Here is an 18,174-nt window from a genome sequence, read left to right as displayed (position 1 = left end):
GTGTCCTGCGAGGTTAAGTGTCGGTCGTCTGCCGCTCCCCCCTCTGGAGGGGAGGGTTCAGTCGATCAGTTTATGGTTACGCGCCCAGACCATGGCGTCGTATCGGCTGGAAACCCCGAGCTTGGCGTAGATGTTGCGCAGGTTCCATTTCACGGTGTCCAGGGTGATATCCAGAGTATGGGCGATGCGTTTGCTCGACATGGCCTGAGCCACAAGGCTGAGAATCTCGCGCTCCCGGGGCGTCAGTTGCGGCTCTTGCCCCGCTGTTGTCGTGCGCCGTGCACGTGTGGTCGCCGCAGCGGGTGCGCAGGGGCCGGAGAGTTTACTGATCAGTTCGTCCACATAGCTGCGCACGGGATCTTCAAGAGGGGTCCGGGCCAGACGGCCAAGCAGTTTCTCGCTCAAGGCACCTTCGTCCAGCAAGGTGCGAATCAGTCCAAGGCGCTGTCCGGCCTCCACGGCCCGACGCAGACACTCGAGGGATTCTTCTGGACAATCGAGGTCTTCGAGAACTCCAGCCGACAGCAGGTCGACCAGCACTGTAAGGCGATAGCGGTGGAAGCGTTCGGCGTAGTCTCTCACCGTTTTCAAAGCCTGCAGGGCTGCCTGGGAATCCTCGTTGATGAGTACCCGTGCACGCGACAGTGCGGCAATCGCCGGCAGTTCCGCCCGGCCACCGCGCTCGCTGCCGTGGGCGCGGACAAGCTCTTCGAGCGATTGCAACAATTCCATGGCCTGATTGCGCTGGCCCTTGATCAGACTCACGCGGATCTGTTCGCTCAGCAACTGGGCCACCGGTCGAATCTGTCCCAGGCAGCGTAAATGAGCGATTTGCTGGCGCAGAAAGGTCAGCGCGGCATCCGGACCTTTTTGCAGCAGGTCGAGACGGCTGCGGCTGATGTTGGTGCGCACGATGACTTCGGGAACGGAGGAGTGCAGCAGGCCAAAGCGGTTGGCAATCAGCTCGCGGGCGTCATCGATCCGGTCAAGCTCGTAGAATGCATCGGCCAGAAGGCTAGCGCAGAGATTGGCGCAAATCGAACGGTGTCCGCCCTCCCGGGTGGAGCGTTCCAGCAATTCGGATACCAGCGGCTCGGCCACGCCGATCTCACCGCTGATCATATAGGTGGTCAAGCGTGCCGATTCCGCGACCAGCGCCATGTCGTTGCCGCGATCCTGCGGCGGTATCGGATGAATGTCGAACAAGCGGCGGGCATCGGCATAGCGTCCCGCGGTGTAATAGGCGACGGCCAATGCCGCCAGCAGCATGTAGCGCAGGAAGGGGTTTTCCATGGGCGCATCGAGCACAGGCTCCAGCAGGCCGATCGTATGCTCGCTGTCGTCTTCCTGTATGGCGATGGCCGCATGGATCAGCGGCAGGCCGCTGATCAGCTCGGGGTGCGCGCTCAGGTCACTGGCCTTTAAACGATCGAGCCAGGGTTTTGCCCGCGCCGGACGCGAAGTCAGCGAAACCGTGACGCAGGCCAGAAACAGCAGGCGTTGGTGGGAAAACAGCACGTCCTCGGGCAAGCGTTCCAGCAAACGCAAGGTTGGTGCGAGGTACTCAAGGCTCCAGGTGGCGGGGGCTGCCGCTTCGATGACTCGTATCGCAAAATCGGTGTCGTCACCCAGGCTGGCGTGGCGCACCGCTTCGGTGAGGCAGTTGTGCGCGGCGAACCAATGGGCACCGAGGCGGTGCAGGGCGCGGATATCCCCGCCCCGACGTTCCAGGCGCGCGCTGAGGAATTCACCGAACAGCGGCTGGAAGCGATACCAGGTCCTCCGGTCCTCGGAGTCGACCCGTTGAATCAGAAGGTTCTCGTCTTCCATGCGCTGAAGCAGTTCACCGGCTTCGGTATGCCCCGTCACGGCGACCGCCATGGCAGCGTTGAATCGACGGAAGATCGACAACGCTTCGGCCACTTCCACCAAGTCCTTTGGCAGGTGTGCCACCACTTCTTCGCTGAGATAGCTTTGCAGATCACTGGATCGCCAGACCAGGTCATTGAGCACCGATCGGGTAGAGGGGCGGTTCTTGAGCATGATCACGATCAGTTGCAGGCACGACGGCCAGCCGCTGGTCAGGTCATGGATCAGGCTCAGCTCATCGGCGTTGATCTTGTCGGTGCCCAGGTTCTCTTCGACGAAGGTGCGAGTCTCGGTCAGGTCGAACGGCAGCTCGGCACTTTCGATTTCTACCACCTGGTCCATGACCCGCAGGCGCGACAGGCTCAGCGGCGGATTGACCCGCGAGGCCAGTACCAGGTGCAGGTTGCCCGGAATCTGGTCGAGCAGTTTTTGAATCAGCTTGTGGGCATGGGGGACTTCCACATGGTGGTAGTCATCGACGATCAGATAGAGCTCCTTGCTGATCATCGCCGCCCCTTCGACGATGATCGCGACGCAGGTTTCCATTGCAGGCACCGTGCTGTCTTCGCGGATCAGGTCGATGTCCACTTCGATTCCCAAGCGGCGTAACCCTTCAAACAGCGCGGTGCAGAAAGCGGCGTAGCCCTTGTCCTCGGCCGTCAGCGAAACCCACGCAACTTCCGCGCCCGCCATGAGTCGATCCTGACGCCACTGGGCCATTAAGGTCGTCTTGCCGTAGCCCGCGGCGCCGGTGACCAACGCCAGTTTGCAGTGATGCATGAGTTTGAGCCGGGCGAGCAGGGCAGTACGCAGCACATGGCGAGAGCCGATACGCGGTGGCGAAAATCTGGTCGAAACCAGGTGTCTGGCTGGGGTGTCTGGCAACTTCTTGTCCTCGCGCCACGGGCATGGCAACTCACAAGCCGGGCGAAACTAGCCAACCTGTCGATACAGGTCAAGATTTTACGATAGTGCCATTTGAGCCCTTGTGGGAGCGAGCCTGTGAGCGATGGCAGTGTGTCAGCCGCCGAAGATGTTGAATGTGCTGGCGCCTTCGCGAGCAGGCTCGCTCCCACAAGGGACCAGCGGCGCTGCTCAAATTCAAGTGGCAGTCCATCCGCAAAGGGGGGGACGAGAGTGCAGCCTTGTTTTCTAAGATCTTCCCGGTTCCCGTTTTGGGCACTTACGAAGGAATCACGATGAAACTGGATAATAAAGTAGCCGTCGTCACGGGCGCGGCATCGGGGCTTGGCCTGGCCACGTGCAAGGCGCTGGCGGCAGCCGGGGCGAAGGTGGTGGGGTTCGATCTGGATCAACAGAGGCTTGATGCAGCGCTGGATGGCATGGTCGGCATCGCCGTCGACGTGTCCGACGAAGCCAGTGTCAAGGCAGCTATCGACGCGGTGGTGCAACGCTTTGGCGCGGTGCATGTGGCGGTGAACTGCGCGGGGATCCTGGGGCCGTGCAAGACGCTTTCCAAGGGCCAGTTGTTTCCAACCGAGCTGTGGAACCGGGTGTTGGGGGTCAACCTCACCGGTACCTTCAACATGATCCGCCACGCGGCCCTGGCCATGTCCACAAACACACCCAATGACAGTGGCGAGCGCGGGGTGATCATCAACACGGCGTCGGGTGCTGCGCGTGAGGGGCAGATGGGGCAAGCGGCCTACAGTGCGAGCAAGGCCGGGGTCATCGGCATGACCTTGCCGATCGCCCGTGACTTGGCCGAACACGGGATCCGCGTGGTGAGCCTGGCACCGGGTCTGTTCGAGTCCGGCATGTCCGCGGGCATGCCGGCGAAAGTCTCCGAAACCATCGTCAACGGCCTGCTTTTTCCTCGGCGCATGGGCCTGCCGGAGGAATTTGCCGCGCTGGTGCGCCATGTGGTGGAGAACGCCTATCTCAATGCACTGACCCTGGATATTCAGTGCGGTACCCGTTGATCTGCTGACACAAATAACGGCAAAAACCTGTGGCGAGGGAGCTTGCTCCCGCTTGAGTGCGTAGCACTCACAAATCGCGCTGGCTGGCGGACTTTTGGGGCCGCTACGCAGCCCAACGCGAGCAAGCTCGCTCGTCACCCTCGGGCCGTGCGGATTACCGCGGGGCGATGCTGCGGTACCAGGCCACACCTTGATCATCCAGTTCGACGCTGACCTCACCACGCAACAACAAGTGATTGAGGCAGGCCAGGGTCTCGCCGGTCGCCAGGGTGAAGCGGGTGGGGTCGTCGCTGCGTACGGCGGTGCTGAACAGCAGTCTGAACAGATCGATCACGCGTCTGGGCTCGCCCAACCCCCCGCGCAGTCGATCCAGTGCGCCATGGGCATCCGCCAGCAGTTGCTCGATCCGCACATGCAGGCCACGGAAAGGTTTGTTGTGCGATGGCAAAACCAACACATCATCTGGCACGCAACGACGCAGCGTTGCCAGGGATTCAAGCCAGTCTTGCAACGGGTCGGCGTCCGGCTCGCTCGGTTGCACCGAAACGTTGGACGAGATACGCGGCAGAACCTGGTCGCCGGATATCAGCAGCTTGCGGTCTGCGTCGTACAGGCAAGCGTGTTCCGGTGAATGACCGGAGCCCACCACCACTTCCCAGAAATGCCCGCCGATGTTCAGCCGCTCACCGTCGCGAATACGTCGGTAGCTGTCGGGTAAGGGTGAAATCATCCGGCCGAAACCGCCGAAGCGTTGGCGAAAACGCTCCAGGGTCTGCTCGTCCCAACCGGCGCGACGGTAGAACGCCATGGTTTCTTCAGGTGCCGGGCGGGTGCTGTCGCTGGTCAGCATTCGGCATTGCAGGTACTCCAGGCGCGTCATCCACAAGCGAGTGGCGGTCTGTCGTGTCAGCCAGCCGGCCATTCCCACATGGTCCGGATGAAGATGGGTGGCGATCACCCGGGTCAGAGGAGCCTCGCTAAGCACGCCTTCGAGTAACGCGTGCCAAAGGGCGACCGTTTGATCGTCCTGAATACCGGTATCGACCAGCGCGGTGCCCGCCCCATCGGCCAGGAGCCAGACGTTGATGGCGCCCAGGGATACCGGCAGCGGCAGCCGCAGCCACTGTACGCCCGGCGCTATCTGCTCGGGTACGCCAGGCAAGGGCGGCGTGGCGAAGGGGTAGCTGATCGGCGCGCCCGCGCTGGTCGGTGTGTCGTCGGTCATGGTGTTCTCCCGTCTGTGTTCAACGCCGGCGCATCCGGTGCAGGTGCGCAATCGGCTCGATGTACCAGACGCTACCGAAGGGGGGTAGGGGTGCACCCCCCTTTCAGAAAGGGGGGGGAGGACAGCGGCCCGACGCTGGCACCCTGCGAAGCACTCGATCACTGATTGAGTGGCTTGCGAACCTGGATGTCCAGGTTCAACCCAGGGGAGGAGGCACCCAGATGAATAACAAGAACAAATCGAATCAAAGTCATCCCACCAGTTCTCATGCATTGAAGGCAACGGTCGTGGCCATGTGCGCGATTGCCTGCGGCAGCGCCGCTGCGGTCGAGATCGATACCGGCAACGACGACATCCAGCTGCGTTGGGACAATACCCTGCGCTACAACCTGGGTATGCGTACCGAAGGGCAGGACAAGGCGATCCTGGCGAACCCGAACAACGACGACGGCGATCGCAACTTCGATAAGCACAGCCTGGTCAATAATCGCCTGGACGTGCTTAGTGAGGCGGATCTCATTTACAAGCAAATGTACGGCGCGCGCGTCAGTGCCGCCCTCTGGTATGACGACGCCTATGCCGGCAATCTGGATAACGACAGCGTCGCCACCTCCAACCACCTTGGCTCCGACGGTAAACCGGCCCTGGGACTGAGCCGCTATACAGACCGCTATTATGAAGGCCCGTCCGGCGAGATCATGGACGCCTTTGTCTTTGGCGAAACCCAGCTCGGCGACATGCCGCTCAAGGCCCGCCTGGGCCGCCATACCGTGAACTGGGGTGAATCGTTGCTGGGCGCTGGCGCCATCCATGGCATTTCCTACGGTCAGGCGCCACTGGATCAGGGCAAGGCGTTGGCCCTGCCGGGGATCGAGGCCAAGGAGCTGTACCTGCCGCGCAATCAGATTTCCACGCAGTTGCAAGTCAACCCCGAGTGGTCTTTCGCTGCGCAGTATTTCTTCGAATGGCGGCCTTCGCGAGTTCCCGAATCCGGCAGCTATCTGGGTTTCGCTGATATCTACCAACAAGGTGGCGAGTCGTTCATCCTCAGCCCCACACTGCGTGCCATCCATGGCGACGACATCGAGCCGCGCAATTCCGGAGATTGGGGCGTGATGACTCGATGGAGTCCGGAGTGGCTGGACGGCACCCTGGGATTCTACGTGCGTCAGTTCTCCGACACCCTGCCGCAAGTGATCTTGCTGGCTAATGCCCGGCCGCAGTATTTCCTCAACTACGCCGACAAGATCGACATGTATGGCATCAGCCTGTCGAAGGAAATCGGCGGCATCAGTGTCGGTGCCGACCTCAACTATCGCCACAACATGCCGCTGGTCAGTTCGGCGGCGCGGATCACCTCGACCGCACAACTGCCGGATGACGGCGACATTCTCGGCGCCCGTGGCGACACCCTGCACGGTGTGCTCAATGCAATCGGCACGGTCAGCCCGACGCCGCTGTTCGACAGCGCCAGCTGGTCGACCGAGCTGACCTGGAGCCGCTGGATTTCGGTCAATGACGACCCGCTCAACCTGTTCAAGGGCTCGTCCGCCTACAAGGCAGTGCCGAGCAACATCGACGAAGTGTCCCGTGACGCCTATGGCATTGCCGTCAATTTCACCCCGACCTGGTATCAGGTGTTCCCCGGCGGCGACCTGTCGATGCCAATCAGTTACTCCCAGGGCCTTTCGGGTAATTCGGCGGTCGCTTCCGGCGGTAACAAGGACGCCGGCAGCTACGCGGTGGGCCTGGGGCTGGACCTCTACAGTCGCTACCGCTTCGATCTGAAGTACGTGGACTACTTCGGTGACTACTCGACCAACCCTGTGACCGGTGCGGCCCTGACGCCAAGCGGCAGCCAGGCGCTGCTGGAAGATCGCGGCGCGGTGTTCTTCACCTTCAAGACCACGCTCTGAGCCGCGCTTGAGTCAATTGCAAGTCCGCCCACGGCGGTCCCGATGCGGACCGCCGCTGGAGCAATGCGCGCTCGCGCGCACCCGATGTGAGGTGACAACGTGTTCAAACAACTCTTGCGGCCACCCTTGTTGATACTTGCCACGCTTCTGGCGTTGCCGACGTTCGCCCAGACGGGTTTCGTCTCGCCACTCGACACACCTGCGTTGCAAAGCGCCAAGGCGATCCAGGCACCCATCAACGCACTGGCCAAGGCCGGGGGACGGCTGATCGCGGCCGGCCAGCGCGGTCATATTCTTTATTCAGACAACGGCGCGAGCTGGACCCAGGCCCAGGTGCCCGTCAGCTCCGACCTGACGGCGCTGGCGTTTCCCGATGCCAGCCAGGGCTGGGCCGTTGGCCACGAAGGCGTTGTATTGCACAGCACCGACGCGGGCAAAACCTGGACCAAACAGCTCGATGGGCAGCAGATCGCCCGGATCCTGCTCAAGCAGTATGGCAACCCCGCCAACCCGGATGACCCGGAGGCGCAGCGCCTGAAGCAGGATGCTGAACTGTTCGCGACCCAGGGCGCCGATAAACCGCTGCTGGACGTGTGGTTTACCGATGAACGCAGGGGATTCGTGACCGGCGCCTTCAACCTGATCCTGCGCACCGAGGATGGCGGCCAAACCTGGACCGCCTGGCAGGACTGTGTCGACAACCCGCGCAGCATGCACCTGTACGGTATGCGTCCGGCAGCCGGCACGTTGTTCATGGTCGCCGAACAAGGTCTGGTGCTGAAGCTGGATCCTGTCAGCCAGCGCTTCGTCAAAATCGAACTGCCTTACGAGGGCACGCTGTTCGGCCTGCTCGGCGATGACCATCTGGTGCTGGTCTACGGCCTGCGCGGCAATGCCTTGCGCAGCCTTGATGGCGGGGCAAGCTGGAGCACGGTCGACACCGGCATCAAGGAAGGCATCACCAGTGGCTTGATCGCCGAAGACGGTTCGATCCTGCTCGCCAGCCAGACCGGTCAGTTGCTTCGTTCCACTGATCGTGGGGCGACATTCAGTCGTGTCCCGCTGGACCGTGTAGCACCCAATTTTGCACTGGCATCTGCTGGCGATGGGGCGATCGCCCTGGCCGGACTGGGTGGCGTGCGCGTGCAAAGCCTGCAACAGAACAAGAAAGTCGGAGAGCTGTGATGGGTAGCCACAACGCCAGCGACAACCTGCAGTCCATCAGCAACATTGCTGATTTCAATCATCAGTCGGGCAGTCGTCTGGAACGGTTGATCTTCAACCATCGCCTGCTGGTCATCCTGCTGTGCGGCATCGTCTCGATCATTCTCGGCTGGGATTCGTCGCGCCTGACGCTCAATGCCGCATTCGAGAAAACCATTCCGCTGAATCAGCCGTACATCCGTAACTTTCTGGAGAACCGCGACGAACTCAAGGGCCTGGGCAATGCCGTGCGCGTGGTGGTGGAAAACCGCTCTGGCGATATTTTTGACCCCGCGTATCTACAGGCGCTCAAGCACATCAACGATGAGCTGTTCCTGACGCCGGGCGTCGACCGGGCCAACGTCAAGTCGTTGTGGATGCCAGTGGTGCGCTGGAACGAGGTGACCGAAGAGGGCTTCGCCGGTGGTCCGGTGATGCCCGACAATTACACCGGCTCCCAGGCCAGCATCGATGCCTTGCGCCAGAACATCGGCCGGGCGCAGTTGCTGGGTAATCTGGTGGGCACCGATTTCCGTTCCAGCATGATTTTCGTGCCGCTGCTGGACAAGGACAACAACACCGGTCAGCCGCTGGATTACTGGGAATTGTCCAAGCGCCTGGAAAGTATCCGCGCGCAGTTCTCCGGCACCCAGGGCAGCGCCGACCTGGACATTCGCATTGTCGGATTCTCCAAGGTCGTAGGCGATCTGCTCGATGGCTTGCAGCAGATGATCCTGTACTTCGCCGTGGCGGCGGTGATCGCGGCGCTGATCATTTTTGCCTGGACCCGTTGTGTGCGCAGCACAGCGCTGGTGCTGGGCTGTTCCTGCATCGCCGTGTTGTGGCAACTAGGGTTGATCGCGCGCCTGGGTTTTGAGCTGGACCCTTATTCGATTCTCGTACCCTTCCTGGTGTTCGCCATCGGCGTGTCCCATGGCGCGCAAAAAATGAACGGGATCATGCAAGACGTGGCCCGTGGCACCCATCGGCTGGTCGCTGCCCGCTACACCTTCCGGCGTCTGTTTCTGGCCGGGGTCACGGCGCTTGTGGCCGACGCCGTGGGCTTTGGCGTGTTGATGCTGATCGATATTCCGGTGATCCAGGACTTGGCGATCACGGCGTCCATCGGTGTTGCCCTGTTGGTGTTCACCAACTTGATCCTGCTGCCGGTGATGCTGTCTTACACCGGCGTCAGCCCCAATGCTGCGGCGCGCAGCCTGCGCAAAGAGCAGCGTGAAACGACCGGGATCTGGCGTTTGCTGGAGCGCTTTACCGAGCGTCGCTGGGCGACGGCACTGCTGCTGGGCTCGGCGCTCCTGACGGTGGCAGGCTTCGTTGTCAGCACCCATCTGAAGATCGGCGATCTGGATGCCGGGGCCTCGGAACTGCGGCCCAACTCGCGCTACAACCTGGATAACGCCTACATCAATAGCAAGTACTCGCTGTCTTCGGATCAGTTCGCGGTCATCGTCAAAACCAAGGCTGAAGGTTGTCTGGAGTACCAGACCCTGGTCGACGCCGATCGCCTGGGCTGGGTCCTGCAACAAGTACCGGGGGTGCAGAGCACGGTGTCTCTGGCCGATGCGGTGCGCAAGATTACGGCGGGCTCCTACGAGGGCAGCCCTAAGTGGATGTCGATTTCTCCCAACCAGGATGTACTCAACTACGCAGCACGGACCGCGAGCACCAGCAACCCTGAGCTATTCAACAACGACTGCTCGGTGATGCCGGTGGTGGCCTACCTCTCCGATCACAAGGCGCAGACCCTGGATCAAGTGGTACAGGCCGCGCAAGCCTTCGCCACCGCGCACAGCACGCCAGACCGCCAGTTCTTGCTGGCCGCCGGCAGCGCCGGGATCGAAGCGGCAACCAACATCGTGGTCAAGAAGGCCAACCTGACCATGCTGATGTACGTGTACGCGGCGGTCATCGTGCTGTGCTTCATCACCTTCCGCAGCTGGCGCGCGGTGGTGGTGGCCGTGGTGCCGCTGGTCATCACCTCGATTCTCTGCGAAGCGTTGATGGTGCTGCTGGGCATGGGCGTCAAGGTCGCGACTTTGCCGGTGATCGCGCTGGGGGTGGGCATCGGCGTCGACTACGCCCTTTATCTGTTGAGCATTCAGCTGGCCCGTCAACGCGCTGGCGACACATTGGCACAAGCCTACCGGCATGCCTTGCGCTTTACCGGCAAAGTCGTGGCGCTGGTGGGCGTGACCCTGGCGGCGGGTGTGATCACCTGGGCGTTCTCGCCCATCAAGTTCCAGGCTGACATGGGCATTCTGCTGACCTTCATGTTCCTCTGGAACATGCTGGGCGCCCTGGCCTTGATCCCGGCGCTATCGCACTTCCTGCTCAGGGATGTGCATGTCACCGGCTCACCGGTGGTCATGCCGGCGACCACGCAGACGTCAGTCGGCAACCCCTCCAAGGCCCGGACTGTGCAATCCGTACAGGCCGATCCGAACCCTGTCTGACCCTCTGAATTCATAAGGAATCACCATGAGCGATACATCCGCAGCGTTCCTCGGCGAACAGGAAATCATGATCCGCGACTCGGCGCGCAAGGTGGCCGCAGAGGTCGTTGCCCCCACGGCGGCCGAACGTGACCGTAGCGCCGCCTGGCCCCGCCGTGAGCTGCAAGACGTTGCCGAACTGGGCTTTCTCGGCATGCTTATCCCCGAAGAATATGGCGGTGCCGGTGCCAGTTTTGTCGAGTACTGCCTGGCCATCGAGGAGTTCGCTGCCGCCGACACCGGATTCGCCACCCTTATTCACGTCCACAACTCGGTGGGCCTGGCCGTGGCGCGGCTGGGTAATGAAGAACAGAAGCGCAAGTACCTGCCGGATCTGGCCAGTGGCAAGCGAATCGGTGCCTTTTTGCTCAGCGAACCCCACGCCGGCTCCGACACGGCAGCGTTCCGTACCCAGGCTCGGCGCGAAGGCGAGCACTACGTCATCAATGGCAGCAAGCAATTCATCTCCAACGGCAACGAAGCGGGCCTGGGCCTGGTGCTCGCGGTGACCGACAAAGCGGCCGGCAAGCAGGGCAGCAGCCTGTTGATCGTCGACCCGCAGCAAAACCCCGGTTATGTCGTGGCACGGGTGGAGCACAAGATGGGCCAGCGCTCGGCCCACGTTGCGCAGATCCAGTTGGAACAATGCCGGGTACCGGTATCGAATCTGCTCGGTGAGGAAGGGGCCGGCTATCGCAGTGTGATGGGGTCGCTGTCGGAAGGACGGGTGGCCATTGCCGCCGTTGCCACCGGTACCGCGCGCGCAGCGCTGGAGGCGGCAGTGGGCTACGCCAAGGAGCGCGAGGCCTATGGCGCGCCGATCATCCAGCTGCAAGGGGTGGCATTCGACCTGGCAGACATGGCGGCGCAAGTCGATGTCGCCCACCACTACATGGTGCATGCCGCGCGGCTTTGCGAGGCAGGGGTGGCCTGCGCCAAGGAAGCATCGATGGCCAAACTGTTTGCCAGCGAAATGGCGGAAAAGGTGTGTTCCGACGCGCTGCAGATCCATGGCGGCTATGGCTATCTCAACGATTTCCCGGTTGAGCGTTATTGCCGCGATGTGCGGGTGACCAAGATCTACGAAGGCACCAGTCACATTCAGAAGTTGATCATCGCACGCAGCCTGGGCTGAAAACTGTGCCTGCCCCCTCCACTGGGAGGGGGGCGCCCGGCAGCTGTAGCAAATAACCTGTTACTGAATGCCGGACTCGTATGTACCGATGGATTCGCGACCATTGGCAGGGAATCAGACCATGAAGATGCAGAAAGCGACTGATGCACAGCGACAGGCGGTGGAAAGTTTCCGTACCTTCCTCGCGTTGGAGGTGACGCCCGTGATTCGAAAGTTTCGGGGTCGTTCCATCCCTGCGGAAAGGATGCGCGAAATCACCCAGGGCGTTGCCGAGTTCGGCTTGCCCGGCGCCAGTATCGCGCCGGCTTTTGGTGGCATGGGTTTCTCCGTCATCACCGAGGCCATGTTGCTTGAGGAACTGTGTGTAGTCTCATGCGAAGTCGCCCACTGTGTCATCGGCAACATGCTCGTTGCGAGCGTACTGGCAGACTTGCCTGTGGCGCAGCAAAAGTTGCGCGACCAGTATTTGCCGGACTTGCTGGCAGGTAGAAGCTTCGCCGGTTTTTACCTGCCACAGACCGATGCCCAGGCAGAAGGGGGTGTCAATGCCTGGCAAACGGCCGACGGTTGGGTGATCAATGGTGCGCATGAGCAAGTGTGTAATGGTTTGTACTGCGACTTTCTCATCGCCCAGGTGCGCACTGAGAGAGGGGCGCTGTGTCATGTACTGGTAGAGCGTGAGCAACATGGCTATACCTCGCGAATCCTCGACAGGCCCACCCTGAACGGCATGTTCAGCGCCCGAGTGTCATTCAGCAACGTGCGCTTGCCTGTCAGCCAGGTTATCTGGGAAGAACAGAACCGCCTGGAACGTCAGACCAGGCTGCTGGAACAGGTCGACGTTTGCGCAGCCTTGTTATCGATTGGTTTGACGCGGGCCGTGCAGGAGGCGTGCATTGCCGCCGCGCAACTCCCCGACAGTCCTGGCTGCTCCTGCGCATCCCAACCGCTGGCGGCCCTCAGGATTGCAGAGATGGCGACTCGACTCGAAGCGGCGAGGCTCATGTGCTTGCGGGCCTATTCGCTGATCGATGACGGCACCCCTTGCCAGCTTCAGGCGAGCATGGCCCGCTGGCTGGCGAGCGAAACCGCACTCAAGGCTTGCCAGAATGCGCTGCAACTGCCCGGTGGAAAGGAGCTGAGCGCGGCATTGGACCTCGAGCGCCTTGTGCGCGAGTCCATCGTACTGCCGTCTCCGAATGGCCTGACAGACGCGCAAAAATTTTCGATCGCCAATGCGCTCATGGGTATCAGCATCCAGCCGACGTTCAACGTCGTGGCGCCCTGAACCATGGCCCGCCGAGGCCTCCTGAAACCGGGCAACGAGAAGAAGGTGGCGTCCTCTCCTTGCCAAGACAACATTCAGGTGGAACTGCCCGCCAGGCCACGCAAACAACCGAAGCAGGCGCGTTCGGTTGCCCTGGTCGACGCCCTGAAAACCGCCGGGCGGGAGATCCTCGAAGGGGAAGGGCGCGAGGCGTTGTCGATCTACCGATTGTCCGACTACTCGGGCGTCGCGATCAGTTCGATCTACGAATACTTCCCCACCATCGATTCGCTGATCGGCGCGATTTTCGAGGACTATCGCGCCGATGTCCGTGAGCAAGTGATCGCCAGCATCCATGCGTTGCCCGATACCGCCACCCTCTGCGACGGCATCGAATTGGTGTTGCGCACCGGCCTTTGCGCCTTGCATCGCTGGTTGCAGGTCGACTCGGAGCTGAGCCTCAAGAGCGCGCACTACGGAGAGCTGGTGCGTCTGGACATCGTCAAGCCGGAGCGCTTCTGGATTTCGATGGTCATTCCGGCCTTGGTGCAGCGTTTTACCGATCAGGTTTTGGTGCGTGACCGCGAAAAAGCCGGTTTTCTTGCCTACCAGGCCGTCACCGCTTTACCCCGGGCGCTGATGATCGAGAATCCCGAGTACCTGCTCGATGACGACACCGTTCGCCTACTGACGCGCATGCTCCATGCGCTGCTGACCACGCCAGATGCGGAATAACCCGCATCGCTTATCCATAGAAAATAACATTACCAATATATAACAGATACTTACGTTGATTTTTCGGGTACCGGAATCCGGAAATGGTTTTGCCTTGCGCGCCCCTAAACTGAGTCCGCCATCAAGACCGTTGCGCAAAGACGGTCAGGCACGAACCAGTGAACTCCCGGAGACTGTCCCATGACAACAACAATAGAAGAACAGGTCGAACTGCTGCTGAGCGATCCGGCGGCCCTGGTCGGGCATAACCTGCAAAACTGGAAGCAGATGCCGGCCGAACAGATCAATAAGCTACAGCTGGCCGGGCTCAAGCGCCGTTTCGCACAGATGCGCGACCGTGTCGCGGTCCTGAAAAAACTGGCAGATGCCGAGGGCATCGAGAGCATCGAACAACTGGACGACGTCGTTCCCTTGCTGTTCGAGCACACTCTGTTCAAGTCCTACCCGCCATCACTGCTGGAAAAGAACAATTTTGCCGCGATCAACAAATGGCTGGGCAAACTGGTGCTTCCTGAGCTGGCGGAAAAAATCGCCGCGGTCGATGTCGGTTCCTGCAAAGGCCTCGACGATTGGTTCGAAACCATGGACAGCGCCATACCCGAGTTGTGCCTGAGCCACACCTCGGGCACCTCCGGCACCCTGTCTTTTTTGCCCTGTAGCGCCCGTGAGTTCGAAAAAGCTTCCCAGGTACGCAAACTCTACGCCTGGAACATGAACGGCGCGGATACCCCGGACCCGGACCTGCACACCGCGTATCCGTACTACCGCAAAGGCTACCTCAGCCATCTGCGCGGCATGGGTTCGCTGGTGCGGGTGCTGCTGCCCGATCTCTCACACTTCCACCCGGCTTATCCGTCGACCCTGTCCAGCGACGTGTTGCGCCTGGGTGCCAGACTGCGGGCCGCCCATGCCAATGGCACGCTGGATCGCCTGGTGGTGGCGCCAGAGCTGCTGGCCAAGAAAAAAACCTTCGATCAGCAACAGGCCGAGATGCCACAGCACCTGGCGGCATTTTTCGATGACATCGCTACCCGCCTGAAGGGCAAGCGCGTGTATATCGGCGGCACCTGGAATCTGCTGCACAACATGGCCGTGGCCGGTCTGGAGCGTGGCCTTGAAGGGGTGTTCCATGCCGATTCCTACATCATCACCACCGGCGGCGCCAAAGGGGTCGTGCCACCCGAGAACTGGCGCGAAGACGTCATGCGCTTTCTGGGGGTGAAGACGCTTAACGAGTCCTATGCAATGTCGGAGGTCGTCAGCGGCTCGCACCTCAAATGCGAGCAGGGCAACTACCACTTCTCGCACACCGCGATTCCTTTCCTGCTTGATCCCGAAACCAGTAAGCCGCTGCCGCGACACGGCCGTCAGACCGGGCGCGCGGCGTTCTTTGATCTCGGCGCAGATATCCATTGGGGCGGCTTCATCACCGGCGACGAAGTCACCATCGAGTGGGATGAGCCCTGCACCTGTGGCCGCCACAGCCGTTACGTGGTCGGTGCGATCCAACGCTACAGCGAAAAGAACGGCGGGGACGACAAGATCACCTGCGCCGCATCCGAACAGTCCCATCGCGAAGCGATGGACTTCCTCAACACCCTGGAAGGCTGAGCCATGACCCATCCCATTGCACCGATGATCATTCGTGGTCAGATCATTACCGACAACCTGATTGAAGTGGGTGGGCGTGGCGGCGACCTGAGCTTCCTCACCCCCGACGCAAGCAAATACATCGACCAATTGCCGCTGGGCAATCCGGCCAGACTCGCCGACCTGTATACCTTGAGTTTCGATGACATCCTCGATTACGCCGTCGAACTCGGTAAACGCCTGGCGCTGGACAAAAACCAGTACCTGCAGGAAGCCTGCGAACTGTCGTACCTCACCGCGCCCACCACCCCGACCATCGTCAAGGGCTCCTACATGGGCCTGCCGCATATGCTGACCCGTGAATTCATCACCGAGATGGCGGAAACCACGGTCGGTATCCAATACCTTGAAGGCTGGGTACCGCAGACACTGCTCGACGGCACCGAACTTGAGGTGCGTTGCTTCGGTGCACGTACCCTTCACATCGTCGCCGGTAATGCGGTGTCCCTGTCGTTGTGGACCATCATCCGCAACATGGTCTTGCGCAGCGACGCGATCATCAAGGCGCCGTCCAACGACCCGTTCACCGCGCTGGCCATTGCCCGCACCATGGTCGACATGGCCCCTGATCATCCGCTGACCAAACACCTCTCGGTGGCCTACTGGAAGGGCGGCGACGAAGCGTTCGAGCAGCGCCTGTACCAGCCGCAAAACCTGGAGAAAATCGTCGCCTGGGGCGGATTCGCTTCCATGAAGCACGTGACGCGCTACATCCAGCCCGGCCTGGAGCTGATCTCCCTCGACCCCAAACGCAGCGCCAGCATCATCGGCCAGGAGACCTTCGACAGCGAAGCGAACATGCGCGAAGCGGCGGTGCGCCTGGCGGCCGACATCGGCGCGATCAATCAGAAGGGCTGTGTTTGCGCGCGGGTGGTCTATGTGCAAAGTGGCACCGACGAACAGGGCCTGGAAAAACTCAACACGTTTGGCCAGTACGTCTATGACGCGATGATCGGCTTGCCCAATACCCTGAGCACGACCCCCAAGCGTTACGACCAGGGCTTGAAGGCGCATGTCGACGCGCTGCGCCTGGATGACGAGTGGTACAGGGTTATCGGCGGCAAGGAAGGTGAGGGCGCGATCATCTGTTCACAGTTACCCGAACCAGTGTCTTTTTCCGCCAGCCTGGATGACCGCACGGCCAACCTGGTGCCGGTCGATGATCTGAGCGAAATGATGGCTGCGGTTGACGCCTATACCCAGACCGTCGGTGTCTATCCGGAAAGCATCAAGGATCAGCTCAAGGATGTGCTGCCGCTGTATGGGGCTCAGCGCATCGTTTCCCTGGGATACGCCGCCGCCATGAAGTTTGCCGCGCCACAGGATTCCATCGAGCCGATGCGGCGCATGGGCAAGTGGATCTCCAATCAGATCGCCGCGCCACAAACCAGCGCCGCGCCGTGGTTGCGTCCGTCGATCTGACTAAAAACCCATGAACAGCACTCCCCCTGTAGGAGCGAGCCTGCTCGCGATGGTCGTTAAAGATGACGCGGGCTGCCTGAATGCCTGCGTTGTCTGGACGTTTTTCGCGAGCAGGCTCGCTCCTACAGGGGGAGTGTTGTTCATTCAACCTCTGGAGACATGAACATGACCACCTGCATCGGCTATGGCGTCCACGAAGCCAACGCCCCACTCGAACCCCTGCGTTTCGAACGCCGAGCCTTGCGCGACGATGATGTCGCCATCGACATCGACTATTGCGGCGTCTGTCACTCAGACACGCATTACGTGCACAACGACTGGAAAAGCACGCGTTTCCCTTGTGTACCGGGCCATGAAATCGTCGGCCGGGTCACCGCCGTCGGGTTGGCCGTCAGCCGACATCGCCCTGGCGATATCGTTGCCGTGGGTTGCCTGATCGACAGTTGCCAGCAGTGCGCGGCCTGCGAGCAGCATCAGGAGCCGCATTGCACCCTGGGCATGACACCAACCTATAACGGCCTGGACCGTATCAGCGGTGAAGTGACCCGCGGTGGCTACGCCCAACATATTGTGGTGCGTGAGTCATTCGTATTGCGGGTACCGCCTTCGCTGGACCCGCGCTTCACTGGTCCATTGCTGTGCGCAGGCATCACCGTCTGGACACCAATGCGTGAACACGGGGTCAAGGCCGGCACGCGTCTAGCGGTGGTCGGGTTGGGCGGACTGGGGCATATGGCGGTCAAACTGGGGGTGGCATTGGGCGCCGAAGTCACGGTGATTACCACTTCGCCAGGCAAGGCTGACGATGCTCGCGCCCTGGGCGCGCACCATGTGCTGCTATCCAGCGAACCCCAGGCCATGAAAGGCGCCGCGAGCAGTTTCGATCTGATTCTGGACACTATCCCGCGCACCCATAACGTCAATCCTTACCTGATGCTGCTGGCCCGCCAGGGTACGCTGGTGCTGGTCGGCGCCCTGGAGCCGCTGGAGCCGATACACGGGGCCTTGCTGGCGGTGAACAACCGCTCCATTGCAGGCTCGTTGATCGGCGGGCTGGAACAGACCCAGGAACTGCTCGACTTCTGTGCCACGCACCGGGTGCTGCCGGACTGCGAAATGATCGACATAAAGGACATCAACCAGGCGTTCACGCGCATGCAGAACAATGATGTGAAGTATCGATTCGTGATCGACATGGCGTCGCTCATGGATGTCGAGGTGGCCTGAGGTTACGTTCCCATCTTGTTTGTCTGCCATACCTCCCTTAACGGGAGGGGCGGTATGGCGCTGGCAGAG

The 18,174-nt window shown here is 61.2% G+C and carries 12 protein-coding genes; 10 read left to right on the top strand and 2 right to left on the bottom strand.

Features of this window, described 5'->3' with window-relative positions; all coding sequences use genetic code 11:
- Positions 1-57: 57 nt before the first annotated feature.
- Positions 58-2,685: a LuxR C-terminal-related transcriptional regulator gene (locus tag DKY63_RS04040; RefSeq protein ID WP_239499371.1), complete on the bottom strand. Its 2,628-nt coding sequence runs from the start codon at positions 2,683-2,685 to the stop codon at positions 58-60.
- 383 nt (positions 2,686-3,068) lie between these two features.
- Here DKY63_RS04040 and DKY63_RS04035 point away from each other — a divergent pair, with 383 nt between their 5' ends.
- The gene (locus DKY63_RS04035; RefSeq protein ID WP_110962901.1) at positions 3,069-3,812 is read left to right on the top strand and encodes an SDR family NAD(P)-dependent oxidoreductase; all 744 of its coding nucleotides are present in this window, start codon (positions 3,069-3,071) and stop codon (positions 3,810-3,812) included.
- Between the two features lie 154 nt (positions 3,813-3,966).
- Here the strand turns inward: DKY63_RS04035 and DKY63_RS04030 are convergent, their stop codons facing one another.
- Positions 3,967-5,037 carry an MBL fold metallo-hydrolase gene (locus DKY63_RS04030; protein ID WP_110962900.1) on the bottom strand — a complete coding sequence of 357 codons (1,071 nt, stop codon included), beginning with the start codon at positions 5,035-5,037 and terminating at the stop codon, positions 3,967-3,969.
- Between the two features lie 221 nt (positions 5,038-5,258).
- Here DKY63_RS04030 and DKY63_RS04025 point away from each other — a divergent pair, with 221 nt between their 5' ends.
- The 9 genes from DKY63_RS04025 (at position 5,259) to DKY63_RS03985 (ending at position 18,105) form a co-directional block, all read left to right on the top strand.
- Positions 5,259-6,953 carry a DUF1302 domain-containing protein gene (locus DKY63_RS04025; protein WP_110962899.1) on the top strand — a complete coding sequence of 565 codons (1,695 nt, stop codon included), beginning with the start codon at positions 5,259-5,261 and terminating at the stop codon, positions 6,951-6,953.
- Between the two features lie 99 nt (positions 6,954-7,052).
- Entirely contained in the window at positions 7,053-8,138 is a 1,086-nt protein-coding gene (locus DKY63_RS04020) for a WD40/YVTN/BNR-like repeat-containing protein (RefSeq protein ID WP_110962898.1), read from the top strand.
- Positions 8,138-10,630, top strand: a complete 2,493-nt coding sequence (locus DKY63_RS04015) for an efflux RND transporter permease subunit (RefSeq protein WP_110962897.1) — start codon at positions 8,138-8,140, stop codon at positions 10,628-10,630. The genes DKY63_RS04020 and DKY63_RS04015 overlap by 1 nt, the downstream gene beginning before the upstream one ends.
- Before the next feature lie 25 nt (positions 10,631-10,655).
- The gene (locus tag DKY63_RS04010; protein WP_110962896.1) at positions 10,656-11,804 is read left to right on the top strand and encodes an acyl-CoA dehydrogenase family protein; all 1,149 of its coding nucleotides are present in this window, start codon (positions 10,656-10,658) and stop codon (positions 11,802-11,804) included.
- A gap of 121 nt (positions 11,805-11,925) precedes the next feature.
- Complete coding sequence (locus DKY63_RS04005; RefSeq protein ID WP_162634852.1) at positions 11,926-13,092, top strand: acyl-CoA dehydrogenase family protein; 1,167 nt, start codon at positions 11,926-11,928, stop codon at positions 13,090-13,092.
- 3 nt (positions 13,093-13,095) lie between these two features.
- The gene (locus tag DKY63_RS04000; protein WP_110962894.1) at positions 13,096-13,806 is read left to right on the top strand and encodes a TetR/AcrR family transcriptional regulator; all 711 of its coding nucleotides are present in this window, start codon (positions 13,096-13,098) and stop codon (positions 13,804-13,806) included.
- A gap of 180 nt (positions 13,807-13,986) precedes the next feature.
- On the top strand, positions 13,987-15,417 hold the full coding sequence (locus DKY63_RS03995; RefSeq protein ID WP_110962893.1) for a hypothetical protein: 1,431 nt from the start codon (positions 13,987-13,989) through the stop codon (positions 15,415-15,417).
- A gap of 3 nt (positions 15,418-15,420) precedes the next feature.
- Positions 15,421-16,878 carry an acyl-CoA reductase gene (locus DKY63_RS03990; protein WP_110962892.1) on the top strand — a complete coding sequence of 486 codons (1,458 nt, stop codon included), beginning with the start codon at positions 15,421-15,423 and terminating at the stop codon, positions 16,876-16,878.
- Between the two features lie 165 nt (positions 16,879-17,043).
- Complete coding sequence (locus DKY63_RS03985; RefSeq protein ID WP_110962891.1) at positions 17,044-18,105, top strand: NAD(P)-dependent alcohol dehydrogenase; 1,062 nt, start codon at positions 17,044-17,046, stop codon at positions 18,103-18,105.
- Positions 18,106-18,174: the final 69 nt, after the last annotated feature.

Origin of the sequence: Pseudomonas putida (assembly GCF_003228315.1) — a bacterium.
In the GTDB taxonomy this organism is placed as follows: domain Bacteria; phylum Pseudomonadota; class Gammaproteobacteria; order Pseudomonadales; family Pseudomonadaceae; genus Aquipseudomonas; species Aquipseudomonas putida_S.
Note: the sequence above shows the minus strand (reverse complement) of the source record. Positions and strands in the feature narration are given on the sequence as shown.

Excerpts from the sequence above, each read along its gene's own strand:
- DKY63_RS04035 (WP_110962901.1), top strand. The coding sequence starts at position 3,069 with ATGAAACTGGATAATAAAGTAGCCGTCGTCACGGGCGCGGCATCGGGG.
- DKY63_RS04030 (WP_110962900.1), bottom strand. The coding sequence starts at position 5,037 with ATGACCGACGACACACCGACCAGCGCGGGCGCGCCGATCAGCTACCCC.
- DKY63_RS04025 (WP_110962899.1), top strand. The coding sequence starts at position 5,259 with ATGAATAACAAGAACAAATCGAATCAAAGTCATCCCACCAGTTCTCAT.
- DKY63_RS04015 (WP_110962897.1), top strand. The coding sequence starts at position 8,138 with ATGGGTAGCCACAACGCCAGCGACAACCTGCAGTCCATCAGCAACATT.
- DKY63_RS04010 (WP_110962896.1), top strand. The coding sequence starts at position 10,656 with ATGAGCGATACATCCGCAGCGTTCCTCGGCGAACAGGAAATCATGATC.
- DKY63_RS04005 (WP_162634852.1), top strand. The coding sequence starts at position 11,926 with ATGAAGATGCAGAAAGCGACTGATGCACAGCGACAGGCGGTGGAAAGT.
- DKY63_RS04000 (WP_110962894.1), top strand. The coding sequence starts at position 13,096 with ATGGCCCGCCGAGGCCTCCTGAAACCGGGCAACGAGAAGAAGGTGGCG.
- DKY63_RS03995 (WP_110962893.1), top strand. The coding sequence starts at position 13,987 with ATGACAACAACAATAGAAGAACAGGTCGAACTGCTGCTGAGCGATCCG.
- DKY63_RS03990 (WP_110962892.1), top strand. The coding sequence starts at position 15,421 with ATGACCCATCCCATTGCACCGATGATCATTCGTGGTCAGATCATTACC.
- DKY63_RS03985 (WP_110962891.1), top strand. The coding sequence starts at position 17,044 with ATGACCACCTGCATCGGCTATGGCGTCCACGAAGCCAACGCCCCACTC.